The sequence below is a fragment of the Streptomyces sp. NPDC050121 genome (genome assembly GCF_044460385.1).
Classification (GTDB): domain Bacteria; phylum Actinomycetota; class Actinomycetes; order Streptomycetales; family Streptomycetaceae; genus Streptomyces; species Streptomyces soliscabiei.
This window is the reverse complement of the sequence record NZ_JBITJV010000012.1, coordinates 35,144-56,196: the sequence shown is the minus strand read 5'-3', so window position 1 is coordinate 56,196 and position 21,053 is coordinate 35,144. Positions and strand designations below refer to the sequence as shown.

The following is a 21,053-nucleotide window of genomic DNA, read 5'->3' as shown; positions in this document are numbered from 1 at the left end:
GCAGGGGGCCCAATCGTTTCCTGGGGGGACACGACGCATGCCCACACCTGAGCAGATCTGGCAGGACGCCGATCTCGCCACCCGGCGCCTTGCCGGGGTCGCCCTGAATCCCTCGACGCCGGAAGACGTCCTGCTGCACCTGCTGGCACGGGCGCCGCTCGCCGTGCGGATGGTGCTGTGCCGGGACCGGATCCTGCCCGAGGCGGTCGTCGACGCCGTCATCGAGCATCCCGACCACCGCACCCGCAGCTTCTTCGCCCGCAACCCCCACGTCGACCCGGCGCAACGAGTGCGGCTGCTGGACGATCCGCACTGGTTCGTGCGCGCCCACCTCGCCGAGGCGCCCCGGGCCACTGCCCCGGCCGAGTCCCGGCCGCTGCCGGACGACGCCGTCGTCCACATGATGAACACCTACGACCCCGAGCACCTGGGCGGGAGCTTCTACTGGCAGTTCTCCCTCGGACTGCGCCGCTCCATGGCGACGCACCCGGACGCGAAGGTCCGCGCCTGGGGCGTCGGCATGTGGACGTGGCACGACGCGCAGACGCGGGCCGCGCTGCTCGCGGACCCCGACGACGAGGTCCGCAAGAGGGCCGAGGACTGGCTGCGCCACGAGGATCCCGCGTGGGTGGAGAGCGAGTTGCCCGACCGGCCCTGTCACGCCCGCACCGGCATGCTGCTGCACGATGCTCTCAGCCGGGCCGTCGTGGACGGCGTCCTCACCGCGCCGGCCGGTCCCGAGGACCGGCGGATGATCGCGGGCAACCCCAGTCTCCCTCCCGACGTCGTGGTCCTCCTGGCCGCCGATCCGGACCCGGAGGTCCGGTGGGAGATCGCGCGCCGTGCGGACCTCGGCGCCGTCGAGCGCCGCGCGCTGGTCGCGGATCCCGAAGCCGGCGTGCGCGAGACGGTCGCCCGCCACCCGGACCTCGACCAGGACGACCGGCGTGTCCTCGCGGCGGACCCGGACCCGAAGGTGCGGCTGTCCGTGTCCGTCCACCCCGGGTGGACCGAGGTGGAACGGACCGCGATCGACTACGAGGTCCCCCTGGACGAGCCGTTCCGCTTCTACCCCGAGTGTCTGGTGACCAGGGACCCCGAGGCCGTCCGCCGGGACGCGCTCTCCGGGCACCCGATGCTGCGCCGGGAGGCCGCGAGGGAGCACGCTCTGCCACCGGACCTCGTGGCCCGGCTGGCCGCCGACGACGACCTCGGCGTCCGTGTCCTGCTGGCCCAGAACCATCCGGACGCCCCGGCGGCCCTCCTGCTGCGCAGCTTCCTGGAGTACATCGGCCCCGAGCGCGCGCATCTCGTCGCCCGGCCGCACTTCCCGACCGACGGGCTGGCCGTCTACGCCGACGACGAGGATCCGGCCGTGCGGGCGCTGGCCGCCCGCGACCCCGGGACCCCGCCGGCCACGGTGGAGCGGCTCAGCCGGGATCCCGAGGCCGCCGTGCGGGCGGCCTTCGCGCGCCACCCGAACCTTCCGCCCGCCCGGCTGACGGAGCTTCTCGACGACGAGGAGCTCGCCCACCACGCCGCCGCCAACCCGGCGTTGGGAGAGGGCGCGCTGCGCGCCCTGGCGGCGGCGCTGCCGGTCGGCTGACTGTCAGCTGATGGTCAACAGCGCCGCCAGCGCCTGCGCGGTCCCCGGATAGCGGCCGAGGAGGGCCGCTCCGGACGGCGTGCCGGACGTGGCGTCGGCGGTCTCCCACGTCCCGTCGTAGCCCAGCAGATCCGCCAGCGCGTCGCACGTCGCGGGGTGGGCGGCGAGGAGCGGCAGACCGCCTGCGGCGCCCGCCGCCGACTTCGGCCGCGCGGGCGGCGTTTCCTGCCGGAGGCGCCACGGCGGAACCCAGGTGTCGAGCTCCGTGAGCCGGGCGGGAAAGACGCGGCCTGCCTCGCGGATCAGCAGCGGCGCCAGCTCGGTGCCGCTCGCGCGCAGGGTGCTGATCAGCGTCGGCAGCCAGGGCAGCAGAACCGGGTCCGGGAGACCGGCGAACGCGTTGGACACGGCCTCGACGACGAAGTCGGCCAGGCCGGGCACCGGTTCCAGAGCGTGCACGAACCCGCTGAGGTAGCGGGGGTAGGCGGGGACGACCAGCGGGTTGCCGAGCAGTTCGGCGCAGCGCTCCCGCAGCGCCGTCCTCGCCAGGGTGCCCAGATGGGTCTGCGCCGCCCACAGCAGTGCGGTGCGGGAGGGCTCGGTCGGGTGGGACTGGGCGAGGGCGAGTTCGAGCTGGGCGCGGTCGCAGCCGAGGGACAGGGCGAGGCTCTCCATGCCGAACAGGAAGCCCAGCATCGCCGCGACCTGACGGACCGTCGCGTCCTCGTCGGTGAACGCCGTCGGCAGCAGGGTGCAGTAGTGCGCGTAGCCGGTCTTGACGAACGACTCGATCCAGGGCGGGAGCACCGGTTCCGCGGTGCGGTAGTGGGCCAGCAGCCGGCGGACGCGGCGCAGCACCTCCGGCGCGCCGTCGACGCTGCGTTCGCCCGCCAGGACCTCCAGGGCCCGGGTGCCGAGTTCGTCGGCGAGGCGGCGGCTGCGCAGCAGGAGCGTGGCGTCCTCGACGGCCTCCAGGACCTGGGCGGCCGTGGCCTGCGGGGCGTACGCGGCACGCCGCAGCCGCTGTTCGAGGACCTGCTCGATGCTGACGCCCTCGTAGCCGAGTTCGATGAGGGCCCGCTGATGGGTGCCCAGGGCCAGGTCCCAGGATTCCTGGATGGGTCGCTCGCCGAGTCGCCGTTCGCCCATGATGGGGCGGGCGGCGCCGTGGGGCAGCAGGCGGCGCAGCATCCACAGCAGGTCGGAGCAGGGCTCCAGTTCCGGCCGGGAGGCGATGTCCAGCAGGGCTCGCTGCACTCCGCGCTGCTGGAGCCGCAGGTTCAGCGGGGCGAGCCGGTCGTGCACGTCACGGGCCAGCGGCGGCAGCGCGTCATAGCCGACCTGGCCGACACGGTCGCCGCCCATCATGATCTCGACCAGCCGGCCCACGTCCCGCCGGCCCGGTACGGCGTCCTTCTCGATGCAGGTGACGGCCGCGTCCTGGAAGTCGTACGGCGTCGGCTTGGCGCGGTCGCGCATTGCGGCCAGCAGGATCGACGTCTCGAAGACGGCGATGGCGTCGGCGGTGGAGGCGAGGTATCCGTTGCGGCGCGCGGCGCGCACGATGTCGACGGACCAGCCGAGCAGTTCGGCCTCGTCCAGGGCGTCGAGGGCGGGCGGGCGTTGCAGGAAGCCCGTGAGCCGGTCGGCGGGCGGGGCCGTGGGAGCGGGAACCGCGGGCAGGGCCTTCTTCGGCTTGGTGCTCTTCTTGGTGCCCGCCTGGCCTTCCAGGCGGTAGGGGCGGACGCCGGTGCGCTTGACGTTCTTCGCCCACTCGGTCGCGGCGATGGACACCGAGCCCGCGGCGAGGCCGAACTGCGCCTCGATCGCGGCGTGGCTGGAGGGGATGAGGCCGTGCCGCCACCTGGTGGGGCTCGGCGGGCTGATGGTGAAGGAGTCGCTGCCGTGCACGCCGAACTCCGCGACGCGGCTGGCCGCGTGGAAGGCGCCGCAGACGTAGAGGCAGTCCGCGGGGGCGGCGCCGGTCGCGGTCAGGTGCTCGCGCATCCTCGTCCACATGTACCGCTCGCGGTCCTCGTCGACCCGCACCTTGGCGGGGTCGCCGGGGGCGAGGCGGCGGAAGAGGCTGCCGATGAGCAGCATCACCTGGCGGTAGGTGTCGTGGTCGCTGTCGCCGAGGGGCAGTTCGACGTACTGGTGCCACCACTCCGACCAGTGCCGCACCCGGCCGTGGCGCAGGAGGTACTCCTCCAGTTCGGCGAAGCGCGGGCGCAGATCGCCGATCTCCACGCCGACGGCGTCGCCGTGCAGCGCCGTCTCTTCCTCGGCCTGTGGCGCGTCGGGGTCGGCCTGCGCCGCGGGGTCGGCGTCCGGCTCGGTCTCCCACTGGAAGACATGGTCCGAGGAGCGGTCGACGAGGACCAGTTCGACACCCGGGGTGTCGAGGGCGTAGGCGATGGCCTGGTACTCGGCGGAGGCCTCGGTGACCGGGGCGACCACCGACAGCGGCGCCCAGTCGGCGGGGAAGCCCTCGACCTCGCTGGCGAACGCCTGGACCGCCACCGGGAGGCGGCAGTTGCGCAGCTCGGTGAGGAGGGGTGCCATGTCCTCGCACAGCTCCAGGTAGACCACCTTCGGCTGCTTCTCGCGCAGTCGGCGGGCCATGGCGATCGCCGAGGCCGGTGAATGGTGGCAGACCGGGAAGATCTCCAGCGGCTCGCGCGCCGCGCGCTCGACGTCGTCGACGATGCCGCGCAGGACGCCCTCCAGAGCTGCGGGACCGTCCGCGAACGCCGTTGCCGCCCGGTGCAGTTGGCCGCGCAGCGCCTCGAAGGTGCCGCCGCTCACAGCGCCGCTCATGACAGGGTCGCGATCGCGTCGCGGCCGCCTTCGAGGAACTCCGGCCAGGAGCCGCCTTGTTCCTTGCTGCGCGGTTCGACGACGCCGTGCAGGTACTTGTTGAGGATGGCGAGGTCCTCGGGCGCGCGGCGGGCCAGGGAGCCGACGAGGGAGGAGGCGAGGGTGTGGGCGGTCAGGGCGCGTTCGCCGAAGAAGTTGCTGTGCAGGATCGCGTCCTCGAGGACGCCGATCTGCTCGGCGGTGGACAGCGCGGACTCCAGTTTCTCGTCGTCGCTGCCGGCCGCCGAGGAGGAGGCCCGCAGGTCGGCGAAGCTCTGCAGCAGCACGTCCAGCAGGGTCGGCGGGACGTCGAGCTCGATCCGGTGGCGGCGCAGCAGTTCCTCGGTGCGGAAGCGGACGATCTCCGCCTCGCTCTTCTTGTTCGTCACCACCGGGATGCGGACGAAGTTGAAGCGGCGCTTGAGCGCCGAGGAGAGGTCGTTGACACCCCGGTCGCGACTGTTGGCGGTGGCGATGACCGAGAATCCGGGCTTGGCGAACACGATGTTGTCGCTGTCCTGGTCGCTGCCCAGTTCCGGGACCGAGATGTACTTCTCGGACAGGATCGAGATCAGCGCGTCCTGGACGTCGCTGGTGGAGCGCGTGAGCTCCTCGAAGCGGCCGATCGACCCGGTCTCCATCGCGGTCATGATCGGTGAGGGGATCATCGACTCGCGCGACTGGCCCTTGGCGATGACCATCGAGACGTTCCACGAGTACTTGATGTGGTCCTCGGTGGTGCCCGCGGTGCCCTGCACGACCAGGGTCGAGTTGCGGGAGATCGCGGCCGACAGCAGCTCTGCCAGCCAGCTCTTCCCGGTGCCGGGGTCGCCGATGAGCAGCAGCCCGCGGTCGGAGGCGAGGGTGACGATGGACCGCTCGACGAAGCTGCGGTCACCGAACCACTTCTGGGCGATCTCCCGGTCGAGGCCATCGGCGCGCTCGGAACCGAGGATGAACAGCCGGACCATCTTCGGCGACAGCCGCCAGGAGAACGGCTTGGGATTGTCGTCGATCGACTCCAGCCAGTCGAGTTCCTCGGCGTACTTGAGCTCGGCGGGGGCGCGCAGGAGGTCGGTCATGGGAGGGCCTTTCTCGTGACAGCGGAAGGAGGGAAGTCCTAGGCGAGGAACGTCTTGAGTTCGTGGACGAGCTTGTTGATGTGGCCGGAGATCACCGGGGTGCCGAGTGCCTTGAACCGCTCCCGGAACCAGGGGTTGACCTCCTGGCGGCCGGAGCTGGTCACCGAGCCGACCGGGATGAACTTCACGCCGGAGCGGTGGACTTCCTCGATGCCTTCGAACAACGGCTGGGAGCGGCCGAACTCGTAGAAGTCCGAGATCCACACCAGCACGGTGTTCTTGGGCTCGGCGATCTTCGGCCGGGCCATGGCCATGGCGACGGGACCGTCGTTGCCCCCGCCCAGCTTGGTGCGCAGCAGCACCTCGAACGGCTCGTTCACCCACGGGGTGAGGTCGAGCGCCCGGGTGTCGTACGCGATCAGGTGTACGTCGACCTTGGGCAGTCCGGCGAAGATCGACGCCAGGATGGTGCAGTTGACCATGGAGTCGACCATCGAGCCCGACTGGTCCACGACCACGATGAGCCGCTGCGGTGTGGTCTTGCGGGCGGTGTGGCGGTAGTAGAGGCGGTCGACGTAGAGGCGTTCCTCTTCGGGGCTGTAGTTGGTGAGGTTCTTCCAGATGGTCCGGTCGAGGTCGAGGTTGCGGAACACGCGCTTGGGCGGGACCGTGCGGTCGACCGCGCCGACCGTGGACTTCTCCACCTGGGTGCGCAGCACTTCGGCGACCTCGTCGACGAACCGGCGGATCAGGGACTTGGCGTTGGCCAGGGCGACGCCGGAGAGGTTGTCCTTGTCGCGCAGCAGCTGCTCGATGAGGGACATGCTCGGGGTGAGCCGGGCGGCGAGCTCGGGGTCGGCGAGCACCTCGCGCAGGTGCATGCGCTGGACGAGGTCCGCTTCGACGGCGCCGAGTTCCGGACCGATCCCGGGGACCAGGTCGCCGCCGTCGGGCGTCGTGCCTCGGCCGCCGCGCAGCCCACCCGGCGGGCAGCCGAGGGCGCGCTCCAGCCAGCCGGCGTCGCTCTGCCAGCGGGACAGCTGCCCGGCGCTGACGGGACCGGAGCCGGTGGCGAAGACGTTCAGCAGCACCTTGGACACGAGGGCGGCGCGCCGCACCTCGGCCGCACGATCACGGGCGTCCTCGTCGGCCGCGGCCTCGGCCCCGGTCTCGGTCTCGGTCTCGGTCTCGGTCTCGGTCTCGGTCTCGGTCTCGGTCTCGGTCTCGGTCTCGGTCTCGGTCTCGGGAATCATCAACCGGTCGAACTCCGCCGCCAGTTCGGGGTGGCGTTGCACGATGGAGTCGACGGAGGTCTGTGGGTCCAGCAGTGCGGGCGGCAGGCCGATGTCCTGGACGACGGCGAGGCTCGCCGATTCCAGGCCGGCCTGCTCCTCGGGGTCGAAGAGGCGGGCCAGCAGCCGCCAGTAGAGGACCTGTCGGCGGTTGTCGTCGGGAACCGGCCCGAAGGGGGGTGTCCGGTGCACGTGGTCGCTCATTTCCGCAGCAGCCTCCCCGCCCGTTCCCGAAGGACGGTGACGGCGTCCGTGGCTGCCTTCTCGGCCCGGACTCCGGCCTTGTCGGTGGTGCCGCCGGCCCACGCGCCCGCGTGCAGGGCGACGGCCTTCTTGCGCACGGTGGTCTCGACGGCGAGCGGCTGAAGACGGTACCCGCCGCCGTCCCAGCGGAGCAGGCCGATGCACGCGCCGGAGGCGGCGACCGCCTCGGGGGTGAGCGGACTCGCGGTGGGGATGCGGTCCGTGTCGACGGGGAGGGCGTGTCCGGCGACGGTGAAGGTGAGAGTGTCGCCGTTTTGCTCGCTGGTGTAGCCCTCCAGGAACACCGGCTCGGAGATGCGCACGGGGTGGCGGTCCAGGGGCGTGGTGGGTGGGGCGGTGGCGGCCGGCAGGAGGACGCGTGCGGTGGTCAGGGCGTCGGCGGGGTCTCCCGCGCGTGCTCGGGCGTCGTCCCAGATCAGGTCGCCCTCGTCGGTGAGGGGCATGGCGTCGAGTTCCATCGCCCGGCCTTCGCCGACGGCCGCGAGCAGTGACAGATGGGGCCGCAGCAGCTGCCAGACGCCGGCCTCGACGACCGTGTCCGGCTTCGGCACCGAGACGCCGGCGCGGACCAGGCGGGGTGCGGTGCCGTCGGCGGGTTCGAACACCGCGTGGACCTGGGCCTGCGCGGCGGTGGCGTGTTCGTGCAGGTCGACGCCGAACGGCAGCAGCCGGCCGGTGGCGGTGCCGACGCCGGTCGGCTCGGCCGCGCCGGGCCGGGTCAGCAGCAGGGCACGGGCCCACAGGTCGCCCCAACGGCGGGCCGGGATCCGCTCCAGGACCGCGCCGGGGCAGGAGGCGGCGAGTTCGGCGGCGAAGCCGTCGAGCAGGGTGGCCAGGCGGCGCAGTTCGGGGTGCGGCAGCATCGCGGAGACGATCGGCGCGGCTCCGCCGACCAGGTCGTGGTCGATGCCCTGCCAGCCGGTGCGCGCGAGGTCCGACAGCCAGGTGCGGGCGGCGGCCTGCAGGTTCACCGTCGGGCGCTCGGCAGGGGCCGCCGGTGCGCGCTCCTCCCGCGTGCGGCCCGTGATCTCGTCGACGCCTGCGGTGAGCGCGTCGTGCACGGCGCCGAAGAGGGCGGTGCGGGCGGCGGCCAGCGCCACGAAGTCGTCCTCGCCGGCGGCTCCGGCCGCGGCCTTCTCGGCGGCCTCGGCGACTCGCGCGGCCAGCGGGGTGCCGGCGACGGCGTGGGCGAGTCCGGTGAGGTCTCCCACCCGGTCGGGCCGCAGGCGCAGCAGGCCGTCGACAAGGGTCCGGTCGAAGGCGTCGACCGCCGCCAGTGCCTCGTCCAGCCCCTCCACGGGGTCGCTGAGCCGACCGATCTGCTCGTCGGTGCTCGCACCGGGCTCGCGCGGGGGCGCCCCCGAGGAGGCCGCGGACCGCGTCGGCGGGAACCAGTGCAGCTCCGGCAACGGGGTGGTGACCGGGGCCAGTTCGAGGTAGGCGAGATGGCGCAGGAACCGGCTGAAGACGGGTGCGGCGGCGGCCTTGCCGTCCGCCTGGGGCGGGTGGGTGCCGGTCATGGCGGCGGTGAGGGCGGCGGCGTCCGCCTCGGCGCCCGCGGGCTCGACGCGCAGGTACCGGCCGACGCGGTCGGCGCCGTACTGCAGGACGGCCTCGGTGATCAGGGCGCGGATGTGGTTGCAGAACGATCCGCGCGCGCCGCCGCAGGGGCGGTTGTTGTTGGTGCTGCAGGCGAAGGCGTAGGTGCCGGCGGCGACCGACGAGACGTACACCCGCTCGATGTCCGAGCCGCTGGAGACCACGCCCTGCAGGCGTCCGTCGGCCAGTTCGACGAAGGGGACCTTGGCCAGCTTTCGCGGTCGCGCGGGCGGCACCACCCGGGCCGTACTCGCGTTCTCCCAGTCCGACAACACACCATCTCCTTTGCAGCACGGGGCTCCGCACGCCGAATCGGCGCAGCACAGGGGGGTTGTCACACCGGAATGGCGCGACATCGATGAAGTTACCGGCGACCACTGACAACGCCGTCCGCATGCGGATCGCGCGGGGAGCCGGCGGTGTTCGGGGCGCTGCTGCGGGAGTTGTGGTTGCCCGCGTCGCCCACCGTCGAGGGTTGGGCGCAGGCGGCGGGCGTGTGCGCGCGGGACATCGGGGACCTGGAGCGGGGCGGCGGGCGGCTCCGCCGCGGCGCACGGCGGCCGCGCTCGCGGAGGGTCCGGGCCTGGACGAGGCGCTGCGGGAGCGGCTGCTGACGGCGGTGCGGGCCGGGCGCACCGCGGGCTTATCACCCCGGAGGGTGAGCGCTGGGGCTTCGCCGACCCGGACGGCTTCAGCCGGGCCTTCCGCGCCGCCTGCGGGCTCTCCCCACGCGAGTGGCACGGCGCACGGGGCGCCCCGCTCCCGACCGGCTGAGCGGCCCGGCGGTCAGCGGTCTCCCCGGCGGTGGGGCCGGCCCGCCGCAGCCCGCCCGCGGCCCGACGTCAGGGTGTACAGCACCGCCAGCCCGGCGACGGTCGCCACCGCGGCGGCCGCGCCCCGGGGGCCGCGGGCCAGGACCGAGCCGGTGGACCGGGCGGACAGGGCCGAGCCCGCGCTGAGCCAGGAGCCCACGGAGGCGAAGGAGGCGGCCGAGCCGACGGACCCCACGGACAGGAAGCTGCCGACCGAGGCGATGGACAGTGCGCTGCCCACGGAGCCGATGGAGAGGAACGAGTCGACGGAGCCGATCGACAGCGCCGAGTTCTTCGACCACAGCGAACGCCAGGAGGCGTCGGCGCCGTCACGCGTCGTCATGGGGCGAACCGTCAGGCGGCGAGTCGTCATGGGTGGAGGATACGTTCGACGCGGTCAGGTCGGCGGCCAGTCGCGGTAGGCGATGCGGGCCAGGTCGTGGATCTCGCCGACCGTGCCCCACTCGTCGGCGCCCAACCGGGCCAGCGGTCGCAGACGCCGGATGTCGGGGTGGCCGTCGACGATGACGTCCTCCCGTACGGCGGCGTGCACGACCTCGCCGAGGACCAGCGTGGAGTTGCCGATGCCGAGGGTGGAGTGCAGCCGGCACTCGAGCGCCACGGGCGAGGCGGCCACGCGTGGCGGCGCAACCCGCAGCGAGGGTTCCCGCTCGATGCCCACCGCGTCGAACTCGCCCTCGTGTGCGGGGAAGTCGACGGCGCTCGCGTTGATCTGCTCGAAGAGCGGCTCGGACGCGAAGTTGACGACGAACTCTCCGGTGGCCTCGACGTTGCGCAGCGAGTCCTTGCGGCCGACGGAGGTGAACTGGACGATCGGCGGGTCGGTGCAGGCGACGGTGAAGAAGGAGTGTGGGGCGAGGTTGGCGGTCGTGCCGTCCGCGGCCAGGGTCGACACCCAGGCGATCGGCCGGGGCACGACGAGGGCGGTGAGCAGCCGGTAGAAGGCTCCGGCGCCCAGGGCCGCGGGATCGTAGTCAACGCGCATGTCGGCCAGTTCTACCCGACAGAGCCCCCGGAAGCGGAACGGGGCTCCGCCCACGCCCTCGTTCCTTCGCACGGTGTCGTCGGGGAATCAGTCGCCCAGGCGATCGCTCCCGTCGCCCAGCAGGGGCGCGGCCTGCGACCTGACCTTGGCCACCGCCGCGGCCACCTGTTCCTGCACGGCGTCGGCGGGCGGGTCTCCTCGTACGGCAAGGACCAGGTCGTGGGCGAGGTGGTGCAGCTTGGTGTTGGTGTTCTGGGAGGCCAGGACCAGGACCCGCCAGGCCTCCTCGACACTCAGGCCGAAGGACGCCATGAGGATGCCGCGGGCCAGGTCGATCACCGGGCGGGTCTGCATGGCGCGCCGCAGTTGCACGACCTCGATGCGCAGGTCCTGTAGAGCGCTGTCGCCCGCGGTGGCGGCGGACGCGCCGGCACGGCGCCCCTCGCCACGGTCGTCCGAGCCGCCGTCGCCGTCGCCGTCGCCACCGTCGTCGTCGGAGCAGGAAGTGTCGAACAGGGTCCGGGTGCCGGTCAGGGTCAGCAGCCGTTCGACCGCCGGGCCGACCGTGCGCAGGGCGACCGTCTTCCCCTGCTTCAGGCCCTGGTCGCGCAGGCCGAGCAGGACGTTCAGGGCAGAGCAGTCGCAGAACGCGACCCCGCCGAGTTCCAGGTCGACGCCGCCGACCGCGGCGCCGAGAGCGGCGCGCAGGGCGTGCTCCAGCTGCTCGGCCGACTCGAGGTCGAGTTCGCCCCGCACCGCCACGACGACACGGTCGCCGTCGGGACGGACACCGATCTCGGGCCCGGGAGCAGGCCGCATGGATTCCGTACCGCTCGTCCTCGCCCCGATACGGGCGTCCCCGCCTTTGGCGTTCGCGTCATCGGCAGATTCCTGCATGACCGCCTCCCCCGGTCACTCCACATGTCACGTCAAGCCTCACCCCCCTGCCCGTCATACGTCAATAGATACATGAAATAAAGTTCCGGCCTTTGTATACGTGAACGATCAGCCGTAGGATTACCCCATGGAGGGAGTGCCCGAGTCGCACAACGGATGGACGTTTCTGACCAACCACGCCCGCGTACTGGCGGTCATCGCGGAAAACCACAGCGCCCGCATCCGGGACATCGCCGCGCACTGCCGGCTGACGGAGCGGGCCGTGCAGAAGATCATCGCCGACCTGGAGCAGGACGGCTACCTGTCCCACACGAGGGAAGGGCGCGGCAACACCTACCGGATCGAGCCCGGCAAGGTACTGCGCCATCCCGCCGAGGCGGGCCTGAGCGTGGCGGCCCTGCTCTCACTGCTGATCCAGGACGAGGCGGGGCGCGCCGGACATCCCGACGCCGATGCACAAGACCTCCGCCCCTGACCGCCTCACACGGCCGTTCGGCGGCCCACGGGCGGAGAGAGACGAAGGTCACGAATACGTATCGGACATTTAGCGTTTCAATCTTCACACCAGTCACACAAGTTGGCTAAGTTGACGCCCAGACCGCATGAACGACTCTGGCACGACCGCCGGGTCAAGCGGCCAACAGCCCGACAGGGCACAGAGCTTGGGGCGCCCTCGACTCGGGGAGCGTCCGGATCCGCGGGCCGGTTCCGCCCACGGAGCACGGAAGGAGTACGTCTTCCATGGCGACGGAGGCCGACGAGCCCAGCCGAGCGGAGATCCAGCAGGCGGTCAACGCGCTGTACGACCGGGCCGAGAACGACACCGGGAAACACAACGTGACACGTGCTCAGTCGAGCGGCGGCCGTCGATCCGGCATCTCTCTGACCCGGGGGCGCGGAGGGGCCGACCCGTCGTTGGAGGCAGTGACCCGGAAGTGGTTCGACGGGGCGCGCAACAGCATTGGTCCCACGGTCCCGGCAGTTCTGCCCACCGACCGGATGCCGGCCCGTCCCGTCGCCCCGTCCGCTCCCCGGGTGCCGAAGGAACTGGAGAGGGCCTTCGAGGGCAGTGCCTCGCGTGCACGACTCGAACTGGAGGCGCCCGAGCGCCGGGTACCGGAGCTGACCGCGCGAGCCGTCGCCGCGCCGCCCCCGGCGGCCGAGCAGGCGCCCGAGGCGCGCCGGGCGGAGCCCAAGGCCCTGGCGTCCGTGTCCCGGCCGTCGGCCGCGCCGTCGATGACACAACCGATGCCTCAGCCGATGAGACCGCCTGCCGCCCCGGCGGCGCCTGGCCCTGACGCGGCGGCGGAGCTCAGTGGAGGCGGCGGTGACCAACTGCCCGAGTTCAAGATCATGACGCCGGGCGCGGGCTCCGCACTCGGCGGCGGTGAGCGCGCGTCCGCGTTCCCGACGTCCGAATTCGGCGTCGCGAAGCCCGCGTTCAGCTTTCCGATGCCCGAAGTCGATCCCACGACGGGCACGTTCATCCTTCCCGACTTCGATGCCATGAGCGCCGGCCCTTCGGGTGCCCCGGCTCCGCAGAGCGGCTCCGACACCGGCCCGTTCGCCTTCCCCATGCCGGACGCCGCCGCGGCCACGCCCGCGGCCGGCACCCCGATGCCCCAGGCCGGACCGGCGCCCCACTTCAGCTTCCCCATGCCGGACGCCGCCGCCACACCGGACTTCGGCGCCCCGATGCCCCAGGCCGGGCCGGCGCCCGACTTCAGCTTCCCCATGCCGGACGCCGCCGCAACACCGGACTTCGCGACGGGCTCGTTCGGCTTCCCCATGCCCGACACCGCGATGGCCCAAGCCGGACCGGGAACCGGCTCGTTCGCCTTCCCGATGCCCGACGCCGGTCCCACCACCCCGGCCGCCGGCATCCCGGTCGTCGCCGCCGCGCCGGCCGGGGGCGGCTTCCCGTCGTCCGCACCCGATGCGGCGCAGCCTCCGTTCAGCTTCCCGTATCCCGCGGCCGACGCCACTACGCCGGCCACCGGATTCCCGATGACCCAAGCCGGACCGGGAACCGACTCGTTCGCCTTCCCCACGCCCGACACCGTCTTCGCCGCACCCGCGGCGAGCGCCCCGATGCCCCAGGTCGGCTTCGCGACGCCGCCTGCCGGCATCCCCGTGCCCGAGGCGGCCCTGACCGCGGCCGCGGCGGGCTTGTGGGAACCCGAACTCGTGGGCGCCGCCTCCGTGTCCGGTTACCCGGCTCCCGGAGTCGGCGTCGCCGCCCCGATGCCGGGCATGGCCCTCCCCGTGACGGACGTCATGGGGGCGGCGATGGGCAGCCCCGCGGGGCCGGTTCTCGTGGCGCCCGCACCCGCCCCCGCGCCGATGCCTGCTCCGGCCGCGGCCCCCGTCGGCACCACGTTCAGCGCGACCGGCACGGCCTATCTGGGAAAGGCGGACAAGGCGCTCGCCTTCGCGCGTGCGCAGATCGGGCGGCCCTGCCTCCCGGGCGCCACAGGACCGGAGTCGTACGACTGCTCCAGCCTCACCCAGGCCGCCTGGCTGGCCGCCGGGGTGAGTCTGCCGCGGTCCGCCATCGACCAGGCGAAGGCCTTCACCCGTGTTGGCCTCGACGAGCTCCGCCCCGGCGACCTGGTGTTCTTCCACGACGACCTCAGCCACGTCGGCCTGTGCACGGACGGCGCCACGATGGTCCACGCCCCGGGTCCGGGTGCGTACATCCGCGAGGAGGCGATCCTCCCGTTCGGCGAGGGTGCGCTGCGCGGTGCCGTTCGGCCCGCTTGAGCGGGCCGCCTCTGTGCCGGGGCATGGCCGGTAAAGAGGCATCGCGGGGGCGCTCGCCCCGGTGACACCGGCCTTCGGGGCGGCGAACCGGGAGGGCGGTCCGATGGGGGACGCGCGGGACAGCGTGCGAAAGGTCGACCGAGGGGGCGGTCGGCCGGGCTGACCAGTCTGCACGGCCTGCGCCGGCTGCTGCGCCAGAACGCGAACTGGCTGCGTATCCACCTCGCCGACGTCCGCCCGGCGATCCGCGCGCACCGGGGCCGGGAGCGGGAGCGGGACGACCTGATCGCGCATCTGGTCGCCGAGGGGTGCTCGGGCGCGGAGATCCTCGGCGAGTACCTGACCTACGCGGCGGCGGGCATGGGTCACCACCCGCGAGTTCCTCTGCGTCGCCGCCTGGCACCTGTTCGACGACCCGCGCCTGCTGGAGCGCTACCGTGCGGCCGAGGAGCCGCAGCGACTGGAACTGCTCCGGGAGATCCTGCGACTGGAGCCCGTCGTGGGCCGTCTGTCGCACCGGACCACGGCTCCGATGCGGGTCGGCGGGGCGTCCGTCGGCACCGGGGAGCTGATCACCAATCTTCGTCGACGAGGCCAACGCCGATCCGGACGTCGTGGGCCGCGCCCCGTGCCTGCTGCGCCCGGGCCGGGAGCTGGAGCTGGGCCCGGGGACGGCCGGGCTGGCCTTCGGGGACGGCGCCCACCGCTGTCCGGGCGCCGGGGTCGCCGTACTGGAGGCGGACGTCCTGCTCAGCAGGCTCTTCGCGCTCGACGGTCTGCGGATGACCAGCTCACCGCGGGTCTCGTTCAAGGACGAGATCGGCGGCTACGAGATCAGGAACCTGACGGTGACGGTGCCCCCGCGGCGGGGTTGAGCCGCCGGCTTCCTCAGCGCGCCGCGGAGTTCGGGCGCGCCTGGGCTCTTCTGGCGTTGTTGTAGATGCGCAGCAGGTGCTTGGAGACGGCGCACGGCGACATGTCGAAGTGGCACTGACGGCACGTGCGGACGTGCTCCTCGTAGGCGGTGCGGGCCTCTTGCAGGGCATCCTCGGGAGAGGGCATGGGGGGTCCTCCGAACGGGAACGGCGGTTACCGGGGCCGTGGCTACTCACCAGTAGGCCCACGTCAAGAGGATTGGATCATGTTACTTACGGTAGCCGAAAATAGGATTCCGGCCGGTTCTGGAACCGTCTCCACCTCTCTGGCGTGAACTGATCAGTGCGTGACGACCAACGGGGGTGCCGGATGCGGTGGGGAGCCGGGCGACGACAGAGCGCGTCCGAGGGGGACGGTCGCGAGCGCGTGGTGCAGGAGCTGCACTCCGCGGCCGCCGTCGCCGAGCGGAGCGGCAGGGCCGGTCGGTACACGGAGGCGGAGCGTCAGTACCGCGCGCTGGCCGACCGGGCCACCCGCACGCTGGGGCCGCACGACCCCGAGACGCTGATCATGCGTCACCAACACGCCCACTGGACCGGGGAGTCGGGGAATCCGGAGGCCGCGATCGAGCTGTTCGCGCGGCTGTCCGCGGACCAGGAGACCCATCAGGGCGCCGGGCATCCGCACACCCACCTCGCCCGTCACCAGCTGGCCCACTGGTACGGCCGGGCCGGCCGTCCCGAGGAGGCCGTACGCCGGTACGAGGCGATGCGGCACACGGCGGAGACGGAGGGTCGTGCCGAGGCCGCGCTGGACCTTCAGTGCAACGTCGGGCACTGGCAGTTGGAGTCCGGCGACACAGCCGCCGCGCTCCGCACGTTCACCGAGATGCTGCGCGGCGCCGAGCAGGAACTGGGCCCGGCCCACCGGATCACCGGCATCGCCAGGAGCTACTACGCCCGCCTCGCCGGAAGCCTGCCGCTCGGCCAGGAGGGCGGTCACGACGGTCTGCGGGACCTCAGGGAGGCGGCCCGCGCCATCGAGGAGTCCGGCGATCTGCGGCGCGCCCTGCGCATGTACGGGCAACTCGCCGACACCAGCGAGCAGTTGTACGGAGCCGGCAGCGAACAGGCCCTCGACGCGCGGGTCGCCCAGGCGAAGGCGGCGGTCGGCGCGGAGGAGTTCGCGACGGCGAGCCGCGTCTTCCAACAGGTACTGGACTGCCTGGAGTTGCGGGGTCAGGGCCCGGGAACCACGGAGTACGACATCCTGAGCGCCCAGCGCGACGGGCTGGCCGCAAGGGCCGCGGAGACCGTCCTGCGGATCGGCGAGGAGGCGAGCCGGGCGCTGGCCCAGGACGTGGTGTCGGCTCCGGTCACGGCGTTCGGCCTGGTGACGGGCAGGAGCGGGACCGGGGTCGCCACGGTGGTCACCGGCCTCGCGGAACAGACCGGCGGGCGCGGCCCGCAGGCGGTGCCCTTCGAACGGTGGCAGCTGCTGCTGAAGCAGCTGGCGGACCAGGGCCACGAGGTGCTCGCGCTGTACTTCGCCCGCCCCGCGCCGGAGCCGACGGCCGAGGACGCCGACCTGTGCGGGCGGCTGGGACTGCCGGCAGTGTGCGTGCGGGCACGCGACGGCGAACACGTCGAGGCGCAGGCGTTCTCGTTCGGCTCCGACGGCCCCGTGGCGGTGACGTTGCAGGTGGTCGCGGAGCAGGGACCGCAGGACCGGCCGCCCGCGCCCGTCGCGCCGCCCGCGGTCACCGTGTTCGACGACGGGGCCGTGGCTCTCGGCGGCTGGCGCCAGGCTCCCCGGGCCAGGGCGTCCCGGGTGGCCGACGACCCGCCCGCCTTCGGCTCCTACGAGGTGCTGCAACGCATCGGCAAGGGCGGGTTCGGACGGGTCTACCTGTGCCGGGACGCCGACGGGATCCTGGTCGCCGTCAAGACGCTGCACGCCGAGTACGCGGCGGACGCCGACATCCGGGAGGGCTTCGCCCACGAGGTACAGGCCGCGCGCCGGGTGCGCGAGGAACGGTTCACCGTCCCCGTGATCGCCGCCGACACCGCCGGTGACACCCCGTGGATGGCCGTGCCGTACGTGTCCGCGCCCTCTCTGCAGGAGTTCGTCCAGCGGTTCGGCGCGCTGGACGAGCCGACCGTACGGCGCGTGGGCGCGGGCATCGCGACCGCGCTCACCGCGATCCACGAGGCGGGGATCGTCCACCTCGATCTGAAACCGGCCAACGTGCTGATGACCGAGGACGGGCCGCGCGTCATCGACTTCGGCATCGCCCAGATCGAGCGGCTGACCGAGCCCCGCGAGGGGTTCGCGGGCACCTACGCGTACGCCTCCCCCGAGCAGTTGCGCGGCGAGGCCCGTTTCACCCCGGCCAGCGACGTGTTCTCCCTCGGCACGCTGCTGGCCCGGCTCGCGCTCGGCCGGCTGCCGTGGGGCAGCGACGCGCCGGCCGTCGTGGAGAGCATCCGCACGAACACGCCCGACCTGTCGGGCCTGCCCGCCGGCCTCGACCGTGTCGTCCGGAACTGTCTGCACCCGGACCCGGCCCGGCGGCCCACACCCGCCGAGGTCGCCGCGCAACTGCTCCCGGAGGCGGCCGAGTCGGGCCCCCTCGACGCACCGCCGCTGTCCGCGGAGGCCCGTGCCCTGATCCGTGAGCACGCCACGCTGCCGGTCACCCTGCGGCACGAGACGCTGGCGTACACGCGGAACGAGACGCAGCGGACCGCCGTCGCAGACACCGGTGACGCCGAGACGGCGACGGCGCTCGCGACGGCAATCGACGAGGCCGAGGACCGGGCGGAGGCGTCGCGGGAGGCGGCCCGGGACATCGAGGCGCGAGTGCTGGCGTGGGAGCAGGAGGGCGGGGCGAGGTCCACGGAGCAGACTCGCCGGGAGTGCGGGGAGTTCCGCGCCGAGGCCCGGGCGCGGCTGGGCGGCCGGCATCCGCTCACCCTGCGGCTCTCGGTGTCGTACGCCCTCTTGGGCTGTGCGGAGCCGGGTGGGGTGGATCGCGCCGAGCGGGCGGTGGCCGAGGCCGCCCGCCTGCTGGGCGAGGGGCATCCCACCGTCCGCGACGCCCGCGCGCTGCTGGCCCTGCTCGACTCGGGCGGGGCGGGATGAACGGCCCTGTCGACGCGGCGTTGTGAGGCCCCCTCAGGAGTGCGAGGATGCGCGGGACCTGCACCACACGACGGGGAGGCCGGCTTGACGGACGAGGACGACCGGCAGCGGGCGGCGCGCGTGTTCGACGCGCTGGGAGCCGCGTACGAGAAGGCGTTCGCGCACGCGGAGGCGCACCACCGGTCCCTGGAGTGGCTGCTCGGCCGCCTCGCGCCGGGCAGTCGGGTGCTGGACGTCGGCAGCGGGACCGGGCGGCCCACGGCGGAGACCCTCGCCCGGGCGGGTCACCGGGTGCTGGGCGTGGACGTCTCCCCCGTGATGGTCGACCTTGCCGCGCGCCAGGTGCCGCAGGCGACGTTCCGCTGTGTCGACGTGCGTGAACTCCCTCTGGAGGACGGCTCGTTCGACGCGGTCTGCGTGTACTTCTCGCTGCTCCAGCTGGAGCGTGAACAGCAGAGCGCCCTGATCGGCCGGCTGGCGCGGGCGCTACGGCCCGGCGGCAGTCTCGTGCTCGCCACCGTGCCGCTGGACGTGCAGGGGGTCGACGCCGTGTTCATGGGGCAGCCCGTACGGGTGACCAGTTTCGCGGGTGAGGATCTCGTCGACGTGGTTTCCGGGGCCGGACTGACCGTGCTGGCCGAGGAGAACGTGCTGTTCACCCCCGACCATCCCGAGGCCGTGCCCGAGCCCCACCTCTTCCTCTGCTGCGGAAGGCAGTAGAGGCGGTCAGACGTCGCTGCGGGCGGCGAGCGCCAGTACCAGCGCCGCCGCGCCCGTGCCCAGCAGCGCGCCCGCCACCACGTCACCCGGGTAGTGCACGCCGGTGTGGACCCGCGAGTAGCCGACCGCACAGGCCAGCAGGCCCAGCGGGACCGCGGCGACCGGCAGGGCCGGGCCGACGGCGGCGGCGAAGGCGACGGCCGAGGCGGTGTGCCCGGACGGGAACGACGCCGACTGCGGCATCGGCACATGCCGGCCCGGGAACGGCGAGTCCTCGGCCCGGTGCGGTCGCGGACGCCGCACGAGCTGCTTGCCGAGCAGGTTGGCGGTCGCCGAGGCGACGCCGATGGCCGCGACCCCGAGGGCGGCGGCACGGCGCGGGCGGCCGCCGCGCAGGGCGAGCGCCCCGGCGACCGCGAAGGAGAGCTTGGAGTGGTCGGCGGCGGCCGAAAGCCGGCGCAGCGCGGTGTCCAGGGTGGGCGTCCTGGTCACGGTGACCGCCTCGTACAGGGCCTGGTCCAGGGTGGCGAGGTCACTGACCAGACGTAGGGTGGACAGCTTCTGCCGACGGTCAGACATCGTAGGCCTCCTTGATCGTGCGGGGGTCGGGGTGGCCGAGCGCGAGGCGGACGACGCGTCGCCAGTCGACCGTGGGGGGCGCGTAGGCGGCGCCCGGACGGTGCCGAGGCACGCGGACGCGCAGCGTGGCGGGCCGTACCGTGCACACGACGGGGGTGGCCAGTTCGAGTGCCTCGCCGTCGACGGCCACCGCGATGCGCTCTCGGTCGGCCTCGACGACGACCCGCCGGGAGGTCACCGAGATGATGCTGCCCGCACGCTCGCCGAGCAGGGCCAGCTCGGCGGCCTGGGCAGCGCCCTCCACCCGGACGCCGATCACGCCGAGCAGTCCGGCGTCCAGCCGGGGGCGGCGGCCGCCGCCGAGCGGGTCGGCGCGCGCGTAGGGGTTGTTGCTGACCAGCAGGGCCTGCGGCGCGTGGACATGGGTGTCGTCCGTGTGGATGTCCAGGGTCGGGCCGGAGCCGCCCTGCAGCAGGTCGGGCAGTTGGTCGAGGGCGGTGGAGGCCTTGGCGTCGCGGTACTCGGGGCTCTGCACTATCTCCGCGTACGCCCCGAAGGAGACGGTGTTCACGAAGGGCCGCCCGCTGACGTCGCCGAGATCGACCCGGAGTTCGACGCCGTTGGTGAGGGCGTCGAGGCTGAGCACGGGGTCGGTGCGGTCGAGGCCGAGGTCCATGGCGAAGTGGTTGCGGGTGCCGGCCGCGATCACCAGGAACGGCACGTCGTGCTCGGCGGCGACGGCCGCGACCAGCGCCTGCGTGCCGTCGCCGCCCGCGACTCCGAGCAGGTCCGCGCCCTCGGCGACGGCCCGGCGGGCCTCCGCCGCCGGGTCGACGTAGGTGTCGTCGGCGCCCAGCAGGACGACCTTGGCGCCGAGCGCCTCCGCGCGCTCCACCAGGCCGTGCTTCTCGACCTTCCCGCCACCGGAGCGGACGTTCATGATCAGGACCGGTCGGCTCGGCGGCGGCGTCCGGCGGCCGTGCGTGCCCTTGGGCCGGCGCACACTGCGCAGCGAAGCCCGGGCCGAGGCGAGGGCCCCCGCCCACAGACCGAGCGCGCCCACCGCCACCGGCCACAGGCCGGACATGGCGTACAGCACCATGACGCCCACCGGAGCCGTGACGGCCAGCAGGCCGCCGAGCACCCGGGGTCCGCCCCGGTGCGCCAGCATCCACCACACGCCCGCGGCGGCCAGCGCGAGGAGGGCGAATCCGGCGAGCAGGATCAGCCAGCCACCGGATCCCGCGCCCGCCATCACCATCGCGACGCAGCCGGCGACCAGCACCAGGGCGAGCCGGGCCCAGCCCCGCGCGCGGGCGACGGCGTCCTGCTGCGCCCGGCCGAGGTGCGGCAGCGCCCATTTCGTCCTACGTGTCTCGTTCACCGTGCGCCCGCCATGCTCCGAGGCTCCCTGTTGTGCGTCGACAGCGCCAATGATCTCGATCAATTGTCCATGGCGCGGCACCCTGGCGTGACCGCGCTCCCGGTGCCGTCGCCCGTGTCGGCGACGGCCTCGAGGCGGCAGAGGCAAGACGCCCGTACGGGTACGTCGGC

Annotated in this window: 16 protein-coding genes and 1 pseudogene; 6 read left to right on the top strand and 11 right to left on the bottom strand. The window is 73.3% G+C overall.

From position 1 onward, the window contains the following. The first annotated feature begins 37 nt into the window (after window positions 1-37). A complete protein-coding gene (locus tag ACIBTS_RS19830; protein WP_399320870.1) occupies window positions 38-1,606 on the top strand; it encodes a hypothetical protein in 1,569 nt (522 codons plus the stop codon). 3 nt (window positions 1,607-1,609) lie between these two features. Here ACIBTS_RS19830 and ACIBTS_RS19825 read toward each other — a convergent pair whose 3' ends face one another. The 8 genes and pseudogenes from ACIBTS_RS19825 to ACIBTS_RS19790 form a co-directional block, all read right to left on the bottom strand. Beyond that, the gene (locus ACIBTS_RS19825; RefSeq protein WP_399320869.1) at window positions 1,610-4,426 is read right to left on the bottom strand and encodes a hypothetical protein; all 2,817 of its coding nucleotides are present in this window, start codon (window positions 4,424-4,426) and stop codon (window positions 1,610-1,612) included. Continuing rightward, entirely contained in the window at window positions 4,423-5,547 is a 1,125-nt protein-coding gene (locus ACIBTS_RS19820) for an AAA family ATPase (RefSeq protein ID WP_399320868.1), read from the bottom strand. Before ACIBTS_RS19820 ends, ACIBTS_RS19825 begins: the two co-directional genes overlap by 4 nt. A 38-nt stretch (window positions 5,548-5,585) precedes the next feature. Beyond that, window positions 5,586-7,043, bottom strand: coding sequence for a VWA domain-containing protein (locus tag ACIBTS_RS19815; RefSeq protein ID WP_399320866.1), 1,458 nt, complete (start codon window positions 7,041-7,043; stop codon window positions 5,586-5,588). Beyond that, complete coding sequence (locus ACIBTS_RS19810; protein WP_399321087.1) at window positions 7,040-8,422, bottom strand: hypothetical protein; 1,383 nt, start codon at window positions 8,420-8,422, stop codon at window positions 7,040-7,042. The genes ACIBTS_RS19815 and ACIBTS_RS19810 overlap by 4 nt, the downstream gene beginning before the upstream one ends. Window positions 8,423-8,470: 48 nt before the next feature. Beyond that, window positions 8,471-8,941: pseudogene (locus ACIBTS_RS19805) on the bottom strand (hypothetical protein); the annotation flags it as partial. A 547-nt stretch (window positions 8,942-9,488) separates the two neighbouring features. Then, window positions 9,489-9,857, bottom strand: a complete 369-nt coding sequence (locus ACIBTS_RS19800; RefSeq protein ID WP_399320864.1) for a hypothetical protein — start codon at window positions 9,855-9,857, stop codon at window positions 9,489-9,491. Between the two features lie 54 nt (window positions 9,858-9,911). Then, a complete protein-coding gene (locus tag ACIBTS_RS19795) occupies window positions 9,912-10,520 on the bottom strand; it encodes a flavin reductase family protein (protein ID WP_399320862.1) in 609 nt (202 codons plus the stop codon). 87 nt (window positions 10,521-10,607) lie between these two features. Then, a complete protein-coding gene (locus ACIBTS_RS19790) occupies window positions 10,608-11,417 on the bottom strand; it encodes an anti-sigma factor antagonist (protein WP_399320860.1) in 810 nt (269 codons plus the stop codon). 127 nt (window positions 11,418-11,544) lie between these two features. On the opposite strand from ACIBTS_RS19790, the gene ACIBTS_RS19785 reads away from it, so the two are divergent. The 3 genes from ACIBTS_RS19785 (at window position 11,545) to ACIBTS_RS19775 (ending at window position 15,055) form a co-directional block, all read left to right on the top strand. Next, window positions 11,545-11,892 carry a helix-turn-helix transcriptional regulator gene (locus ACIBTS_RS19785; protein ID WP_399320858.1) on the top strand — a complete coding sequence of 116 codons (348 nt, stop codon included), beginning with the start codon at window positions 11,545-11,547 and terminating at the stop codon, window positions 11,890-11,892. A 266-nt stretch (window positions 11,893-12,158) separates the two neighbouring features. Further along, the gene (locus ACIBTS_RS19780; protein WP_399320856.1) at window positions 12,159-14,180 is read left to right on the top strand and encodes an NlpC/P60 family protein; all 2,022 of its coding nucleotides are present in this window, start codon (window positions 12,159-12,161) and stop codon (window positions 14,178-14,180) included. A 614-nt stretch (window positions 14,181-14,794) separates the two neighbouring features. Then, window positions 14,795-15,055, top strand: coding sequence for a hypothetical protein (locus ACIBTS_RS19775; protein ID WP_399320855.1), 261 nt, complete (start codon window positions 14,795-14,797; stop codon window positions 15,053-15,055). Window positions 15,056-15,068: 13 nt separating this feature from the next. On the opposite strand, the gene ACIBTS_RS19770 is transcribed toward ACIBTS_RS19775, so the two are convergent. Continuing rightward, window positions 15,069-15,242 (bottom strand): hypothetical protein, encoded by a 174-nt coding sequence (locus ACIBTS_RS19770; RefSeq protein WP_319675277.1) that lies wholly within the window; start codon window positions 15,240-15,242, stop codon window positions 15,069-15,071. A 240-nt stretch (window positions 15,243-15,482) separates the two neighbouring features. On the opposite strand from ACIBTS_RS19770, the gene ACIBTS_RS19765 reads away from it, so the two are divergent. Both ACIBTS_RS19765 and ACIBTS_RS19760 read left to right on the top strand, forming a co-directional pair. Next, the gene (locus ACIBTS_RS19765; protein ID WP_399320854.1) at window positions 15,483-18,200 is read left to right on the top strand and encodes a protein kinase; all 2,718 of its coding nucleotides are present in this window, start codon (window positions 15,483-15,485) and stop codon (window positions 18,198-18,200) included. A gap of 84 nt (window positions 18,201-18,284) precedes the next feature. Further along, the gene (locus ACIBTS_RS19760) at window positions 18,285-18,920 is read left to right on the top strand and encodes a class I SAM-dependent methyltransferase (RefSeq protein ID WP_319675275.1); all 636 of its coding nucleotides are present in this window, start codon (window positions 18,285-18,287) and stop codon (window positions 18,918-18,920) included. Between the two features lie 6 nt (window positions 18,921-18,926). Here the strand turns inward: ACIBTS_RS19760 and ACIBTS_RS19755 are convergent, their stop codons facing one another. Then, complete coding sequence (locus ACIBTS_RS19755) at window positions 18,927-19,499, bottom strand: phosphatase PAP2 family protein (protein WP_319675274.1); 573 nt, start codon at window positions 19,497-19,499, stop codon at window positions 18,927-18,929. Continuing rightward, window positions 19,492-20,883, bottom strand: a complete 1,392-nt coding sequence (locus ACIBTS_RS19750) for a diacylglycerol/lipid kinase family protein (protein WP_399320853.1) — start codon at window positions 20,881-20,883, stop codon at window positions 19,492-19,494. Before ACIBTS_RS19750 ends, ACIBTS_RS19755 begins: the two co-directional genes overlap by 8 nt. Window positions 20,884-21,053 lie beyond the last annotated feature (170 nt).